Here is a 15,367-nt window from a genome sequence, read left to right as displayed (position 1 = left end):
AATGGATGATCGACGTCGCCGCGATGAGCACGCTGGGCGCCCTTGCGCGCGCAAACGCCCGCCGCAAACCCGATGGCCTCGCCACCCGGTTCGAAGGGCGCGAGGCGACCTTCGCCGAATTCGACGCGCAGGGCGACCAGGTCGCCCGGGCGCTCGACGCCGAGGGCGCGAAGGCCGTCGCTTATCTGGGCAAGAATTCCGATCTCGCCTTCCAGCTGTTCCTCGGCGCCGCCCGCGCCGGCGTGGTCTTCGGGCCGATCAACTGGCGCCTCGCGCCCCCCGAGATCGCCCAGATCGTGGCGGGTTTCGGCGCCGACATGCTCTTCGTCGGGCCCGAGTTCATCGCCGCGGTCGAGAGCATCCGCGCCGAGCTTCCCCCCGGCATCCGTCTCGTGACCATGGAGGGCGGCCAGCCCGAATGGCCCGACTTCCCCGCCTGGCGCGACGCGCAGCCCGCCGGGTTCCCCGACGACCGCGTGACCCCCGACGACGTGGCGCTGGTGCTGTTCACCTCGGGCACCACCGGGCTGCCCAAGGGGGTGATGACCACCCATGCCAACCTGCTGGGCCAGCGCCGGCAGACGCTGGGCCATGACCTGAGCTACGACACCTGGGCCGAGGACGAGGTCAGCCTCGTCGCCATGCCCTTCGCCCATATCGGCGGAATCGGCTGGTGGGTGCTGGGCTTCGCCAACTGCGCGCCCTCGATCATCGCGCGCGAATTCCGCCCCGACCAGGTGCTGGACTTCATCCGCGACGACGGCGTCAGCCGCATGTTCATCGTGCCCGCCGCCCTGCAGATCGTCGTCCGCGACCCCCGCGCCGCGACCACCGATTTCTCCCGCCTGCGCCACGTGTCCTACGGCGCCGCGCCCATGCCGCTGCCCCTGTTGCAGGAGGCGATGGAGGTGCTGGGCTGCGAATTCGCGCAGTGCTACGGCATGACCGAGACAACGGGCACCATCTGCCTGCTGCCCCCCTCGGACCACCCGCGCGAGGGCTCGCCCCGCATGCGCTCCGCCGGCCGGGCCATGCCGGGCTCGGAGCTGCGGGTGATCGACCCGGAGGGGAACACGCTGCCCGTGGGCGAAATCGGCGAGGTCGCGGTGCGCGGCGGCAACGTCACGCCGGGCTACTGGCGCAACCCCGAGGCCACGGCGAAAACCATGCTGCCCGACGGCTGGCTGCGCTCGGGCGACGCCGGCTACATGGATGCGGACGGCTACCTTTATATCCACGACCGCATCAAGGACATGATCGTGTCGGGGGGCGAGAACGTCTATCCGGCTGAGGTCGAGAGCGCGCTTTACGCCCATCCCGATGTGGGGGAGGCCGCGGTGATCGGCGTGCCCGACCCCAGATGGGGCGAGGCGGTGAAGGCCATCGTCACCGCCAAGGCCGGGCGCAAGGTCGATCCGGTCGAGGTCGAGGCCTGGATCCGCACCCGCATCGCCGCCTTCAAGTGCCCCAAATCGGTGGACGTGATCGACGAGATGCCGCGCAACGCGTCGGGCAAGCTGCTGAAGCGCGACCTGCGCGCCCCCTATTGGGAGGGCCGTGATCGGCAGGTCAATTGACCGTGGCCGCTCAGGACCAGGATCAGGCGGAGGCCCGGAGCCGCGCCGCCGATGAGGCCGCGCTGGCGGAGGCGCTGACGCGTCTCGCGCCGCGTCTGGCCCCCGGCGCGACGGAGATCGAGGACCTGACCCGCCTGTCCGGCGGCGCGAGCCAGGAGACATGGGCCTTCCGCGCGACCGGAGGGGGCGCGGACCGCCCGCTGATCCTGCGCCGCCGTCCGCCCGCCGCCCGTCCGGGCGCCGCGGGCGTGCCGCTGGCCACCGAGGCCGCGCTGATCGAACGGGCCGCGGCGCTGGGCGCTCCGGTTCCCGGCGTGGCGCATCTGCTGACGCCCGAGGACGGCGCCGGCGAGGGCTTCGTCATGGACCGCGTGCCCGGCGAGACGCTGCCCGCCCGCATCCTGCGCAAGCCCGATTTCGCCGAGGCCCGCGCCGGCTTCGCGGCCGAGGCCGGGAGCATCCTCGCCGCCATTCACCGCATCGACGGGTCGGGGCTGGGGCTCGACACCCGCACGCCGGAAAGCTCGCTCGCGATGCTGGCCGAACGGCACGCCAAATACGGCCAGGCGCGGCCGGTCTTCGACCTCGCCTTCCGCCATCTGGCCGCCACCGCGCCCGAAGCCCGGGCGCCAAAGCTGGTGCATGGCGACTTCCGCATGGGCAATATCCTGTTCGGCCCGGACCGGGTCCGCGCCGTGCTGGACTGGGAGCTGGCGCATTGGGGCGACCCGATGTCCGATTTCGGCTGGGTCTGCATGGGCTCCTGGCGCTTCGGCGGCGAGGGGCCCGTCGGCGGCTGCGGCGCGCGCGAGGACATGTGGGCCGCCTACGAGGCCGCCGGCGGCGAGACCGTGAACCCCAAAACCGCCCGCTGGTGGGAGACCTTCGGCGCGCTCCACTGGGGCGTCATCATCGAGAGCATGGGCGCCTGGATCCGCGCCGGCGTCGACCTTTCGGTCGAACGGCACGTCATCGCCCGCCGCGCCTCGGAGACGGAACTGCTGATCATCGCCGACCTGACCGGGAGGGAGATCTGATGCAGGATTTTCCGAAGCCCGACGCCGTTCTCGGCGCCGTCATCGACTGGCTGCGCGACGTGGCGGTTCCCAATCTGCCGCCGCACGCGGCGTTTGAGGCGAAGGTGGCCGCCAACGCGCTCGGCCTCGTCGCCCGCGCGCTCGACGCCGGCCCCGCGGAAACCGCGGAACACGCCCGGCTGACGGCCCTGCTGGGCCGGGGCGGGGGGATCGAGGACCTGACCGCGGCCCTGTCCGAACGCATCAGATCCGGCGAGATCGACCTCGCCACCCCGGGGCTGGCCGATCATCTCTGGACCACGACGCTCGACAAGCTCGCCGTCGATCAGCCCAAATTCGCCCCCTACCGCCGCGTCCGAACGGCGGAGACCCAGGAAGGATAACGTCATGGATTTCTCGCTGCCGCCCGAGCTGGTGGACTATCTCGCGCGTCTGGACGCCTTCATCGAGGCGGAGATCAAGCCGCTTCAGGCCCAGGACGACAACGAGCGTTTCTTCGACCATCGCCGGGAATGGGCCCGCACCGATTTCGAGGCCGGCGGCCTGCCGCGCCCGGAATGGGAGGCGCTGCTGAAGGAAGCCAAGAGCCGCGCCGACAAGGCCGGGTTCTACCGCTTTTCCCTGCCCAAGGAGTTCGGCGGCGACGGCGGGTCGAACCTGTGGATGGCGGTGATCCGCGAGCATCTCGCCTCGCAGGGGCTGGGCCTGTTCAACGACCTTCAGAACGAACATTCGGTGGTCGGCAACTTCCCCGTCATCGTCATGCTGCGCGACTTCGGCACGCCCGCGCAGAAGGAGAAGTTCATCAAGGGCTCGCTCGCGGGCGAATACCGGATGGCCTTCGGCCTGACCGAGCCCGACCACGGCTCCGACGCCACCCACATGGAGACGCGCGCGGTCGAGGAGACCCGCGACGGCGTGAAGGGCTGGCGCATCGACGGCGAGAAGATGTGGATCACCGGGATGCACGAGGCCACGCATTGCGTGATCTTCGCGCGGACCTCGGGCGAGGCGGGCGACGCCAAGGGCATCACCGCCTTCCTCACGCCCTCCGACACGCCGGGCCTGCATGTGGAGGAGTTCCTGTGGACCTTCAACATGCCCACCGACCACCCGCGCCTGCGCTTCAAGAACCTCTGGGTGCCCGATGACGCGGTGTTCGGGCCGATGGGCGGGGGGCTCGCGCTTGCGCAGGCCTTCGTGCACGAGAACCGGATCCGCCAGGCGGCCTCGTCGCTGGGCGCGGCCTGCTACTGCATCGAGGAATCGATCCGCTACGCCCGCCACCGCAAGCCCTTCGGCACGGAGCTGGCGCGCAACCAGGCCATCCAGTTCCCGCTGGTGGAGCTGGCGACACAGGCCGAGATGCTGCGCCTGCTGATCCGCAAGACCGCGTGGGACATGGACTCGATGCCCCATCCGGAAGTGGAGAAGAAGCTCTCGGACAAGGTGTCCATGTGCAATTACTGGGCGAACCGGCTGTGCTGCGAGGCCGCGGACCGGGCCATGCAGGTGCATGGCGGCATCGGCTATTCGCGCCACAAGCCGTTCGAGCACATCTTCCGCCACCACCGCCGCTACCGGATCACCGAAGGCTCGGAAGAGATCCAGATGCGCAAGGTCGGCGCCTACCTGTTCGGCTATCTGGGCGAGCGCCGCGGCGCGATCCCGGAGCCGACGCCGCGCAGCGCCGCGGCGCCGGCCGACATGAGCCGCCACGCGGCCCAGTAGGCCGCGGCCGGGGCCGCGCCGCCCCATGAAATCCGCGCGTCGGGAGGAGGAGCCCGGCGCGCGGAACCCACCCGCCCCGACTGACGCGGGGTCGGACGACAGAACGGCCGGGGCTCGCCCCGGCGCAGGACCAACAGGGAGCGACACCAGATGAAACTCAACCGCAACATCGCCGCCGGGCTCTTCGGCCTCGGCGCCGCGATCACCGCCTCGGGCGCGGCCACCACCGCCTCGGCCGACACGCTGCGCTTCGCCATCGGCTGGCCGCCGAACACCAACGCCGCGGGCGCCTTCGACACCTTCTCCGAGGTGCTGGAAGCCGAGACCGGCGGCGAGATGTCCGCCAAGATCTACCCGCTGTCGCTGCTCAACTTCCTCGAGTCGACCTCGGGCGTGCGCGACGGCATCGCCGACCTGACCACCATCCTGCTGCCCTACTTCCTGACCGAGTTCCCGGCCTCGAACTTCGGCACCGAGCTGGCGGCGCTCACCGACCTCACGGTCGAGGACGGCGACCGCGTGGGCATCGTCTTCGCCGGCGCCTACCAGGAATGGCTGCTGTTCAACTGCCCGGAATGCCTCGGGGAATTCAAGGCGCAGAACGCGGTGTTCCTGGGCGGCGGGTCGTCCACCCGCTATCACCTGATCTGCAACAAGCAGGTCAACTCGCTGGAAGAGCTGCAGGGCGCCCGCATCCGCGCCGGCGGCGCGTGGTGGGCGCGCTGGGCCACCGCCATGGGCGCCACGCCCGTGTCGATGTCGATCAACGAGACCTTCGAGGGCCTGAGCCAGGGCGTGCTCGACTGCTCGGCCTCCTCGAACCCGGAGCTGTTCAACTTCGGCTTCATCGACGTGGTCGAGTTCCTCTCCGAAGGCGCGCCGGGCTCGCAGTTCCCGTCGGCCACCGCGGTGATCAACAAGGACGCCTGGGACGGCGCCTCCGAGGATCAGCGCAAGGCCCTGCTGAAGGCCGCCGCCGGGCTCGCCGCCAAGATCACCTACGTCTACATCGAGGAATCCGAGGCCGGCATCGCCGAGATGAAGAAGCGCGACATCCCCGTCGCCATGGCTTCCGCCGATCTGCTGGAGAAGTCGCGCGCCCATGTCGCGTCGGATCCGACCACGCTCGCCGCGTCCTACAAGGAGCGGTTCGGCCTGGAGAACGGCGAGGCCTACACCGCCAAGATGAAAGAACTGATCACCAAGTGGGACGGCCTGACCAAGGACGTCACCAGCACCGAGCAGCTGGCCGACCTGTACTGGACCGAGATCATGTCCAAGGTTGACGTGACCACCTACGGTCAGTGATCTGATGCGCCCCGCCCGACGCAGAAGCGGGCGGGGCGTCCCCAACGAAAAAAACGGGAGGAGAACCGCCATGAAGTCCACCATCCGCGCCGCCGCGCTGGCCGCTTTCGGCGCCGCCGCCACGCTGGGCGCCGCCGGCGCTCCGGCCGAAGCCGCCAACCTGCGCTTCGCCGTCGGCTCGCCGCCCAATTCGCTGGGCGACAACGCCGCCAACTACTTCGCCGAGAAGCTCAACGAGTTTTCCGGCGGCGAGGTGACCGCGAAGATCTATCCGCTGTCGCTGCTCAATTTAATGGAATCCAACACCGGTCTGCGCGACGGCATCGCCGATATCGCCACGGTGCTTTGGCCCTACTTCCTCGCCGAATATCCCGAGACCAACCTGGCCGCCGAGCTCGCCGCGCTGTCGGAGCTGGTCGACGGGAACAAGAAGCAGGCGACGCTGGCCTATCTCGGCGCCGTGTCCGAATACGTCGCCCTGCATTGCCCGGAATGCCGGGAAGAGACCCTGGCCCAGAACCAGGTGTTCCTCGCGGGTCTCGGCACTTCGGCCTACATCCTTCAGTGCATGAAGAAGGTCACGACGGTCGAGGACATGAAGGGTCTGCGCATCCGCGCCGGCGGCGCCTGGTGGACCCGCTGGGCCAACGCCATGGGCGCGACCCCGGTGTCGATGTCGATCAACGAGACCTTCGAGGGCCTGAGCCAGGGCGTGCTCGACTGCACCGCCTCCAACCCCGCCGAGCTGACCCAGTTCGGCTTCATCGACGCGGTGGAGCACATCACCACCGGCGTTCCCGGCTCCTCCTTCGCCTTCGGCATGGGGCAGATGAACCGCGACACCTGGCTGAGCCTCTCGGATGACGAGAAGTCCCAGGTTCTGCACGCCGCGGCCTACCTGTCGGGCGACGGCATCATGGCCTATTTCGACGATGGCGAGGAGAATGTCGGCAAGCTCGCGCCCGAACAGGGCATCGAGATCTACGAGGCCGATCCCGCCCTCGTCGCCAAGAGCAAGGCCTGGATCGAGGAGGACCTCGCGTCGCTGGGCGCCTCCTACGAGGAGCGGTTCGAGATCAAGGACGCGGCCGCCAAGACCGCGACCCTGCGCAAGCTGATCGACGAATGGCTGCCCCGGATGGAGGGCGTGGAGACCCGCGACCAGCTCGCCGAGGTGCTCTGGGAGAATGTCCAGTCGAAGATCGACGTCGCCACCTATGGTCAGTAAGACCCCGGCGACCCTGCGGCGGCCTGCGGATCCCTCCGCCGGCCGTCGTCGTTTGACGAACCCCTCAACCCCAACCTGAAAGGCGAGGTCTTCATGCGCCGGATCGCACAGATCCTGAATATGCTCGTGTCGGCCGCGTCCGCGGTCGGCCTGCTCTGCGTCACGCTGATGATGCTGCACGTGGTGGCCGACGTGGTCGGACGCTACGTGTTCAACACGCCGGTGGAGGGCACGATCACCATCGTGTCCAACTACTACATGGTGTTCCTCGCCTTCTCGGCGCTGGCCGTCGCCGAGACGCGCGATGCTCATATCTCGGTGGAGGTCGTCGCCGACCTGATGCCCAAAGGCTTCCAGCCCTGGCTGTCGGGGCTGGCCTACACGACCGCGGTGGGCGCGTTCTCGCTGCTGGCGGTGCGGACCTGGATGGAGGCGGGCAACAAGTTCTCCACCGGGGCGGCGTTGCAGCAGGGGATGGTGACCATCCCGATCTGGCCCACCTATTACGCGCTGCCCATCGGCTGCGGCCTGATGGCGGTCGTGTCGCTGTGGAAGCTCTTCACCCTGATCGCGGGCAAGCCCTCGGGGTTCGTCGGCATGGAAAGCGTCAAGGGGACCTATAATGACTGAAGTCGAGATCGGGCTCGCCGGACTCGGCATCCTCTTCGGCCTGATCGCCCTGCGGGTGCCGATCGGGGTCGCGCTGATCGCGGTCAGCTTCGGCGGGCTGTGGTGGATGATGGGCTGGCGGATCGCCTGGGGGGCGCTGGCCACCATGCCCTACAGCTTCGCGGCCAACTGGGTGCTGTCGTCGGTGCCCATGTTCCTGCTGCTGGGTTTCGTGTGCTACCACACCAACCTGACGCGAGGCATGTTCCACGCGGCCAAGGTCTGGACTTCGGCGCTGCCGGGGGGGCTGGCGATCGCGGCGATCTTCGGCTCGGCCGGGTTCGCGGCGGTGTCGGGCTCGTCGATCGCGTGTTCGGCCGCCATGGGCAAGATCGCCGTGCCCGAGATGATGCGCCAGAAATACGACCCCGAGCTCGCCACCGGCACCGTCGCGGTCGCCGGCACCATCGGCGCGCTGATCCCGCCCTCGATCATCCTGATCCTCTACGGCGTGATCGCGCAGGAATCGATCTCGGGCCTGTTTCTGGGCGGCATCGCGGCGGGCATCATGTCGGCCATCGGCTATGTGCTGGTCGTGCTGATCCGGGTGAAGCTGAACCCGGCGCTCGCCCCCGCCTACCAGGGCGCGGAGCCGCTGTCGGTGCGGCTGGAGGCGCTGAAGGACACCTGGCCGATCCTGCTGGTGATGATCGGCATTTTCGGCGGGCTGTTCGGCGGCGTCTTCACCCCGACCGAGGCCGGGGCCATCGGCGCCTTCCTCGCCTGCCTGGTGGCCCTGCTGCGCGGCGACCTGACCTGGGGCCGCTTCAGGCTGGCGGCGCAGGAGACGATGGTCACCACCGCGGCGCTGATCGTGATCGCGGTCGGGGCCACGCTGCTGACGCGCTTCCTGACCCTGTCGGGGGCCGGCGACTACCTGTCCGAGAGCATCATCTCGATCAGCGCCTCGCCGACGCTGCTGCTGCTGGGCATCGTCATGGTCTACCTGATCCTGGGCATGTTCCTGGAGCCGATCGGCGCCATGCTGCTGACCCTGCCGATCATGCTGCCCATCGTCGACGATGCGGGCTGGAGCGCGCTGTGGTTCGGCGTGATCCTGTGCAAGCTGCTGGAGATCGGCATGATCACGCCGCCCATCGGGATGAACGTGTTCGTCATCAAGGGCGTGGTGGGGGATCTGGTCACCACCTCGCAGATCTTCCGGGGCGTGTTCTGGTTCCTGATCATGGACCTGTTCGTGCTGGGCCTGCTCAGCGCCTTCCCCGACCTGATCCTGTATCTGCCCAACCTCGCCGGCTAGGCGGGCGGTCTTCGCGGGATGCTCTCAAGGGGGCCGGGTTCGCCCGGCCCCCTTTCTCGTGGCGGGCCCTTGCTCTTTCCGCCCCCTCCTCGCGTGGTCGCGCCTCAGCCGGGATAGTCGAAAAGATCCGCCGTCAGGCTCTGGGTCTTGGGGGGCGTGCGGTCGGGATGGGGCGAGTCATGCGCCACCAGCAGCCGGCGCCCTTCGCCGGCGTCGCCCAGCAGCGCGATGCCCTCGGCATTGTCGGCCGCGCGCAGGGCCGGCAGGTCCAGTTCCCGGCCCACGCGCCCGGCCTCCCAGACCTCGCGCCCGGGGTCGAAGCGGTCCAGCGTCCAGACCGATTGCAGGCTGGTCAGGTCGGTGGTCGCGCCGGACAGGATCAGCAGCCGCTCCCCGTCCCAGCACATGTCGCGCACCCCGTGCCCGCCCAGGTCCACCGCATGAACCGCGTAGCGCCGCCCGTCCGCCAGCTTGCGAGGCTTGAGGAAACCGTCCCTGGTCTCCTTCATCTCCAGCCGCAGGATCAGCGCCCAGCCCCGCAGCGCCGGGCCGCGCAGGCCCAGCAGCACGGTCCTGCCGCGGGCGGCGAGCCCCTCGATGTCCAGCCCGTTCTCCTTGCAGGGCAGGTCCGCGAAGGGGCCGAGCAGACCGTCCTTGCGCAGCGCCTTGCGCAGCCAGCTGTCGCGGCTCCCGCCCAGCTTCACCATTCGCGCCCGGCGCGCGCCGTCCTGCGCCACCGGCTCGAACACCCCCGCGCCGCGATCCGCCAGCGGCAGCCGGCCCAGGAAAGCCCGGTTCGGATCCCAGGAGGTCTTCTCCATCCGCCGCAGCTTTCCCGGCTTCGGGTCCTTGCGCTTGAGCGAATGAGAGCCCGTCACCCACAGCCAGCCGTCGGAAACATCCAGCCCCTCGATATCCATCTCCCCGCCCGGTCCGTCGGGCAAGTCGAAGACGGCGCCGATGGGGAAGGAGGCATGGGCCGCCGCCTCCCCCTTTTCGGGGGCGTGGAGCACCCGCTCGACGCTCGACGTCTCGTCGCAGGCGCAGAAGATCGAGCGGCCCGCCACGGCGACCGAGCTGACGTCCTTCCAGATCGGGTCCGAGACATGGGCGATGTCTTCGATGCGCTTGAAGCGCAGCTTCAGCGTTCCCGAGGGCGCCCGCCCGCGAGGCAGGCCGGAGGGGCCGGTCTCGGGATCGGCGGGACGGGGATGGCGGGTCGAGGTGCGGGACATGGGGGCTCCGTGCGGCTTCGGGGTCCCCTGTCATGTCGGCCGCATCGGGCCCGCGGCAAGGGCGGAGGGGGCGTTCCCTCCGCCCCGCGGCGCCTCGGGCCGGGGGCTCAGACGGCGGCGGCCCGCGCGTCGGCGTAGGCGATGAAGGCCTCGAACGCGTCCGGATTGGCCATGCTGTCGCGGTTCGCGGCCTTTTCGGGGGCGGCGCCCAGCAGCAGCTTCTTCACCGGCACTTCCAGCTTCTTGCCCGAAAGCGTGCGCGGGATCTCGGCCACCTCCACCACCTCGTCGGGCAGGTAGCGGGCGGAGACCGCGCGGCGGATGGCGTCGAGGATCCGGCCCCGCGCGGCCTCGTCCAGCGGATGGCCGTCGCGCATCACCACGAAGAGCGGCATGAAGCTGTCGCGGCCCAGCATCTCCAGGTCGACGACGAGGCTGTCCATGACCTCCGGAAGCTCTTCCACCGCCCGGTAGATCTCGGACGAGCCGATGCGCAGCCCGCGGCGGTTGATGGTGGCGTCGGAGCGCCCGTAGATCACCGCGCCGCCATGGGGCGTGATGCGGATCCAGTCGCCGTGGCGCCAGACGCCGGGATAGGTCTCGAAATAGCTTTCGCGCAGGCGCGCGCCGTCCTCGTCCCCCCAGAACATCAGGGGCATGGAGGGCATGGGCCGGGTGCAGACCAGCTCGCCCACGGCGTTGTCCAGCGGGCGGCCGTCCTCGTCCCAGGCCTCGACCCGCGCGCCGAGAAAGCGGCACTGCATCTCCCCCTTGCGCACCGGCATCAGGATGCAGCCGCCCACGAAGGCCCCCGCGAAATCGGTGCCGCCGGAGATCGGGACGATCCACACGTCCCGCTTCACATTGGCCTGGATCCAGTCATAGGCCTCCGGCGCCAGCGGCGATCCGGTGGCGCCGAGACTGCGCAGCGCCGAGAGGTCCGCGGCCTCGCGCGGGATCACGCCGTCCTTCATGGAGGCGGAGAAGAACGCCGCCCCGGCCCCGAGATAGGTGGTCCCCGTCTCCGCCGCGTAGCGCCACAGCTCGCCCATGTCGGGACGGTTGGGGGCGCCGTCGAAGATCGCCAGCGTGGCCCCGGCGCAGAGCGGGGCGAGCTGGCAGTTCCACATGATCCAGCCCGAGGCGGTGAGCCACATGAAGGTGTCGGCCGGCTTCACGTCGTTGTGCAGCGGGAACTTCATCATCTCCAGCAGGGCGCCGCCATGCCCGTGGACGATGGGCTTGGGGTTGCCGGTGGTGCCGGAGGAATAGACGATCCACAGCGGGTGGGAGAACTCCACCTGCTCCGTCTCCGGCGGCCCGTCGCCGCCCGCGGTCAGGTCGTCCCAGTCGAGCGCATGGGCGGGCCAGTCCGGCCGCTCCGGCAGCTTGCCTACCAGGATGGTGGCGGCGAGATCGGGCAGGCCCGCCTCGACCTCGGCGGCCAGGTCGAGCCGCGGGACCGACTTGCCGCCATGCACGTAGCCGTCGGCGGCGATCAGCACCTTGGGGGTGATCTGGCGGAAACGGTCGAGGATGGCGGTGCGGCCCATGTCCGGCGAAGTCAGCGACCAGGTCGCGCCGATGGAGACGGTGGCGAGGAAGGCCACCATGGTCTCCGCCCCGTTCTGCAGGATGGCGCAGACCCGGTCGCCGGGAACCACGCCCCGCGCCCGCAGCGCCGCGGCGAGCGCGCCGGCCCGGTCGGCCAGCTCGCCCCAGCTCAGGGTTCCGGAGGCGACCTCGGTGCGCCAGCGGATGGCGGGGGCGTCGCGGCCCCGGGTTTCCAGATGCCGCCAGATCTGGTCGGCGTAGTTGAGCCGAGCGCCTTCGAACCAGCGGGCGCCGGGCATGATCTCGCGGTCCAGAACCGGCCCGGTCGGATCGGAGATCTTCAGCCCCCAGAAATCCCGGATCGCGGTCCAGAAGCCGGTGATGTCGGTGGTCGACCAGTCCCACAACGCGGGATAGTCCGCGAAATCCAGCCCGCGGGCCTCGCGCAGCCAGGTTATGAAGCGGGTCATCTCGGCGCCCGCCACGGTCTCGGGCGTGGGGGTCCAGATGACGGGGGCTTCGGGGAATTCCTCGGACATCGCGGCGCGTCTCCCTGGCCATGCGCCCACGGACGGGGCGGTTTCGGCGCGGAGGATAGGCAGGTGCGCGCGGATGGGAAAGGGCGGCGCCGCGGCGCCGCCCTGGAGCGGTGCGTCGCGGATCAGCCCCTGCGGCGGCGGCGGACGCGGACGAGCCCCAGCAGCCCGACGCCCGCCGCCAGCAGCGGGGCCGCGGCGGGCAGGGGCGCCGGCTCCGTGGCCATCGAGACGCTGTCGATCGCAAGCCCCCCGGCGACGTTGATGGTGGTGAACCAGCCATAGCGATGCCCGCCCACCGTGCCGGCGATGTCGTCGGCGGGATTGCTGAGCGTGCGCGAGAAGATCAGCGCGTTCGCGGCGTTGTAGACGTTGAGCACCCCGGCCAGAACGCCGCCCTGGTCCTGGAAGTCATGTTCGAAGACATACCAGCCGGCCGCGCCGATCGTCGCCGAGGTTCCGGCGAACTTCGCGGCGGTGTCGAGGTCGTCGGGCACATCGAAATCGGTGTTGTTGGAGGCGTTGACCAGCAGCGTCCCGGTGTCCGCGTCCTTGGCGACATGGAAGATGAAGTCGCGCAGGTTGGTGTTGTCCTGCCTGCCCATCCCGAGGCTGAACTCGAAACCCTCGCCCGCCGCCCAGTTCGGGTCCAGATACATCGCGGCGCGCGCCGTCCAGCCCTTGTTGAACGATGTGCTCGGGCCCTCGTAAAAGGTGTAGGGACCGGAGGCGGTCGCCGTCACCCGCGCGTATTGCGCGCCCGCATGGGGGCCCGGCGGCGATGCGGTGTCGAGCGTGATGGCTCCGTAGTCGGTCGGCGTGGAAAAGCCCGCCGTGTCGGTCTCGAATCCCTGTTAGAAGGTGACGATCGCATGGGCCGGCGCGGCCAGCATCAGGCTGGCGCCGGCGGCGATGAGAATGGCGCGGAATCGCGACATCGGAATTCCCCATTTCTGTCGCCCCGTCGCGACCGCACTCAACGCTGGACGTCGCGGGGCAGGCTGAAATCGGTATCTCGAAACGCCAATCCATTACCTATGGTCAATGCTAAGCTCAGGTGATCAGATTGCGCAACCTGGAATCGTTCACCGTCTCTTCATGCAACTCAGGGGATGCGTTCGCGCGCGGCGTCGCGGCCCGGATCGTCGCTCCGGCGCGCGAAAGCGCCGGGCGGGGGCGCCATCGCGCGCCCGCGCCTCGCCAAGGGTTGCGGTTATCCCGGGCAACGGCGAAGGTCTCCGCATGAGTGGCGCACAGACCGACCTGACCCTGGAAGACACCCGCGACGGGGCCGTTCTGCGTTTCGCGGGGCGTCTCGTGGTGGCCGGTCTCGCGCCCCTGGAACGCGCCGCGGCGGCGGTCAAGGCCCGGCCCGGCCCGATCGCGCTCGACCTGTCGCGGGTCGAGGCGCTGGACACCGCCGGCGCGTGGCTGCTGATCACCCTGCGCGACCGGCTGACCGCCGAGGGCGCGCAGGTCACCATCGAGGGGACCGGCCCGGCCGAGGCCTCGTTGATCGAGACCGTGGAAAAGGCGCTGGCGAAGATCGAGCCCGCGCCTCCCGCCCCGAGCGGCTTTCTCAACTGGGTGGCCGGGGTCGGCGAGGGCGTGGCGGGGGCGTGGGCGAGCTTTCTCGACCTGCTCGCCTTCCTGGGCGTGACGCTGGCGCGGACCGCCGGCCTGCTGGTCCGGCCCTGGCGGATGCGCGCGGCGCCGCTGGTGCATCACATGCAGGAAGTGGGCTTCAACGCCTTCCCCATCGTGTTCCTGATGTCGTTCCTGATCGGCATCGTGCTGGGCTTTCAGGGCGCCAGCCAGCTCCAGCAATTCGGGGCGGAGGTGTTCGTGGTCACGCTGATCGCGGTGTCGCTGCTGCGCGAACTGGGCATCCTGCTGACGGCGATCATCGTCGCGGGGCGCTCCGGCTCGGCCTTCGCGGCCTCCATCGGCTCCATGAAGATCCGTGAGGAGATCGACGCCATGCGCACGCTGGGCCTCGATCCGATCGAGGTGCTGGTGGTCCCCCGGACGCTGGCGCTGCTGATCATGCTCCCGGTCCTCGGCTTCATCGCCAACATGGCCGGCCTGCTGGGCGGCGGGCTGATGGCGTGGATCGAACTGGGCGTGAGCCCGGGCATGTTCGTCACCCGGCTCTACGACACCACCGGGGTCTGGCAGCTGGCCATCGGCATGATCAAGGCGCCCTTCTTCGCGATCATCATCGCGGTGGTGGGCTGCTGGCAGGGGATGCTGGTCGGCGGTTCTGCCGAAAGCGTCGGTCAGCGCACCACCGCGGCGGTGGTCATGGCGATCTTCGCGGTGATCATCATCGACGCCGTGTTCTCGATCTTCTTTTCGGAGATGGGCCTGTGATGGACGGCGCTCCCGCCCCCGCGGCGCAGGCCGTCCCGGCCGAGCGCGACGCGATCATCCGCGTGCGCGGACTGGTCAACCGTTTCGGCACGCAGACCGTGCATGACGGGCTGGATCTCGACGTCATGCGCGGCGAGGTGCTGGGCATCGTGGGCGGCTCGGGCACCGGCAAGTCGGTGCTGCTGCGCACCATCACCGGGCTGAACCGGCCGGCGGAGGGCTCCATCGAGGTGTTCGGCCAGGACGTGCTGCGGGTGTCGGCCGAGGAACGCACGGAGATCGAAAAGCGCTGGGGCGTGCTGTTCCAGGACGGGGCGCTGTTCTCCTCGCTGACCGTGGCGCAGAACATCATGGCCCCGATGCGCGAGCATCTGAAGCTGCCCCAGCGCCTCATGGACGCGCTGGCGGCGATGAAGGTGACGCTGGTCGGCCTGCCCAGCTTCGCCGGCGCCAAGTTCCCGTCGGAGCTTTCGGGCGGCATGCGCAAGCGCGCGGGCCTCGCGCGGGCGCTGTCGCTGGAACCCGAGATCGTGTTTCTGGACGAGCCGACGGCCGGGCTCGACCCGATCGGCGCCGCGGCCTTCGACGAGCTGATCCGCCAGCTCCAGCAGTCGCTGGGGCTCACCGTTTTCATGGTCACCCACGATCTCGACAGCCTTCACGCCATCTGCGACCGCATCGCGGTGCTGGCCGAAAAGAAGGTGCTGGTGACGGGGACCATGGCCGACATGATGGAAGTGGACCACCCCTGGGTCCGCGAATACTTCCACGGCCCGAGAGCGCGCGCCGCCCAGGGCGGATGAGCGCGCGCGCCGTCCGGGATCGCGGGATCCGGGAACGCTAGACCCGCCCGGGATC

General features: G+C 69.7%; 13 protein-coding genes. 10 read left to right on the top strand and 3 right to left on the bottom strand.

Annotated elements, in window-relative coordinates; all coding sequences use genetic code 11:
• The first annotated feature begins 5 nt into the window (after nt 1-5).
• The 8 genes from BLV24_RS13815 (at nt 6) to BLV24_RS13780 (ending at nt 8,811) form a co-directional block, all read left to right on the top strand.
• Nucleotides 6-1,577: a fatty acid--CoA ligase gene (locus BLV24_RS13815; RefSeq protein ID WP_092682705.1), complete on the top strand. Its 1,572-nt coding sequence runs from the start codon at nt 6-8 to the stop codon at nt 1,575-1,577.
• 2 nt (nt 1,578-1,579) lie between these two features.
• Nucleotides 1,580-2,614, top strand: coding sequence for a phosphotransferase family protein (locus BLV24_RS13810; protein WP_245710564.1), 1,035 nt, complete (start codon nt 1,580-1,582; stop codon nt 2,612-2,614).
• Nucleotides 2,614-2,997, top strand: a complete 384-nt coding sequence (locus tag BLV24_RS13805) for a DUF6285 domain-containing protein (RefSeq protein ID WP_092682703.1) — start codon at nt 2,614-2,616, stop codon at nt 2,995-2,997. Before BLV24_RS13810 ends, BLV24_RS13805 begins: the two co-directional genes overlap by 1 nt.
• Nucleotides 2,998-3,001: 4 nt before the next feature.
• Nucleotides 3,002-4,345: an acyl-CoA dehydrogenase family protein gene (locus BLV24_RS13800; protein ID WP_092682701.1), complete on the top strand. Its 1,344-nt coding sequence runs from the start codon at nt 3,002-3,004 to the stop codon at nt 4,343-4,345.
• 150 nt (nt 4,346-4,495) lie between these two features.
• Complete coding sequence (locus BLV24_RS13795; RefSeq protein WP_092682699.1) at nt 4,496-5,653, top strand: C4-dicarboxylate TRAP transporter substrate-binding protein; 1,158 nt, start codon at nt 4,496-4,498, stop codon at nt 5,651-5,653.
• 70 nt (nt 5,654-5,723) lie between these two features.
• Nucleotides 5,724-6,881, top strand: coding sequence for a C4-dicarboxylate TRAP transporter substrate-binding protein (locus BLV24_RS13790; protein WP_176954757.1), 1,158 nt, complete (start codon nt 5,724-5,726; stop codon nt 6,879-6,881).
• 93 nt (nt 6,882-6,974) lie between these two features.
• On the top strand, nt 6,975-7,511 hold the full coding sequence (locus BLV24_RS13785) for a TRAP transporter small permease (protein WP_092682695.1): 537 nt from the start codon (nt 6,975-6,977) through the stop codon (nt 7,509-7,511).
• The gene (locus BLV24_RS13780; RefSeq protein ID WP_092682693.1) at nt 7,504-8,811 is read left to right on the top strand and encodes a TRAP transporter large permease; all 1,308 of its coding nucleotides are present in this window, start codon (nt 7,504-7,506) and stop codon (nt 8,809-8,811) included. Before BLV24_RS13785 ends, BLV24_RS13780 begins: the two co-directional genes overlap by 8 nt.
• A gap of 104 nt (nt 8,812-8,915) precedes the next feature.
• Here the strand turns inward: BLV24_RS13780 and BLV24_RS13775 are convergent, their stop codons facing one another.
• The 3 genes from BLV24_RS13775 to BLV24_RS13765 all read right to left on the bottom strand — a co-directional run bounded on the left by BLV24_RS13775 (nt 8,916) and on the right by BLV24_RS13765 (nt 12,879).
• Nucleotides 8,916-10,046, bottom strand: coding sequence for a DUF3616 domain-containing protein (locus tag BLV24_RS13775; protein WP_092682691.1), 1,131 nt, complete (start codon nt 10,044-10,046; stop codon nt 8,916-8,918).
• Nucleotides 10,047-10,153: 107 nt separating this feature from the next.
• Complete coding sequence (locus BLV24_RS13770; protein ID WP_092682689.1) at nt 10,154-12,139, bottom strand: acetoacetate--CoA ligase; 1,986 nt, start codon at nt 12,137-12,139, stop codon at nt 10,154-10,156.
• A gap of 122 nt (nt 12,140-12,261) precedes the next feature.
• Nucleotides 12,262-12,879 carry a hypothetical protein gene (locus BLV24_RS13765; protein ID WP_092682687.1) on the bottom strand — a complete coding sequence of 206 codons (618 nt, stop codon included), beginning with the start codon at nt 12,877-12,879 and terminating at the stop codon, nt 12,262-12,264.
• 499 nt (nt 12,880-13,378) lie between these two features.
• Between BLV24_RS13765 and BLV24_RS13760 the strand changes: the two genes are divergently transcribed.
• A complete protein-coding gene (locus BLV24_RS13760; protein WP_092682685.1) occupies nt 13,379-14,509 on the top strand; it encodes an ABC transporter permease in 1,131 nt (376 codons plus the stop codon).
• A complete protein-coding gene (locus BLV24_RS13755) occupies nt 14,509-15,312 on the top strand; it encodes an ABC transporter ATP-binding protein (protein WP_092682683.1) in 804 nt (267 codons plus the stop codon). Before BLV24_RS13760 ends, BLV24_RS13755 begins: the two co-directional genes overlap by 1 nt.
• Nucleotides 15,313-15,367 lie beyond the last annotated feature (55 nt).

The sequence above is a fragment of the Albimonas donghaensis genome (genome assembly GCF_900106695.1).
Lineage (GTDB): Bacteria > Pseudomonadota > Alphaproteobacteria > Rhodobacterales > Rhodobacteraceae > Albimonas > Albimonas donghaensis.
The sequence above is the reverse complement of the archived record's forward strand: the minus strand, read 5'-3'. Positions and strand labels throughout refer to the sequence as shown.

Excerpts from the sequence above, each read along its gene's own strand:
- BLV24_RS13755 (WP_092682683.1), top strand. The coding sequence starts at position 14,509 with ATGGACGGCGCTCCCGCCCCCGCGGCGCAGGCCGTCCCGGCCGAGCGC.
- BLV24_RS13775 (WP_092682691.1), bottom strand. The coding sequence starts at position 10,046 with ATGTCCCGCACCTCGACCCGCCATCCCCGTCCCGCCGATCCCGAGACC.
- BLV24_RS13795 (WP_092682699.1), top strand. The coding sequence starts at position 4,496 with ATGAAACTCAACCGCAACATCGCCGCCGGGCTCTTCGGCCTCGGCGCC.
- BLV24_RS13780 (WP_092682693.1), top strand. The coding sequence starts at position 7,504 with ATGACTGAAGTCGAGATCGGGCTCGCCGGACTCGGCATCCTCTTCGGC.
- BLV24_RS13790 (WP_176954757.1), top strand. The coding sequence starts at position 5,724 with ATGAAGTCCACCATCCGCGCCGCCGCGCTGGCCGCTTTCGGCGCCGCC.
- BLV24_RS13800 (WP_092682701.1), top strand. The coding sequence starts at position 3,002 with ATGGATTTCTCGCTGCCGCCCGAGCTGGTGGACTATCTCGCGCGTCTG.
- BLV24_RS13770 (WP_092682689.1), bottom strand. The coding sequence starts at position 12,139 with ATGTCCGAGGAATTCCCCGAAGCCCCCGTCATCTGGACCCCCACGCCC.
- BLV24_RS13815 (WP_092682705.1), top strand. The coding sequence starts at position 6 with ATGATCGACGTCGCCGCGATGAGCACGCTGGGCGCCCTTGCGCGCGCA.
- BLV24_RS13760 (WP_092682685.1), top strand. The coding sequence starts at position 13,379 with ATGAGTGGCGCACAGACCGACCTGACCCTGGAAGACACCCGCGACGGG.
- BLV24_RS13785 (WP_092682695.1), top strand. The coding sequence starts at position 6,975 with ATGCGCCGGATCGCACAGATCCTGAATATGCTCGTGTCGGCCGCGTCC.
- BLV24_RS13805 (WP_092682703.1), top strand. The coding sequence starts at position 2,614 with ATGCAGGATTTTCCGAAGCCCGACGCCGTTCTCGGCGCCGTCATCGAC.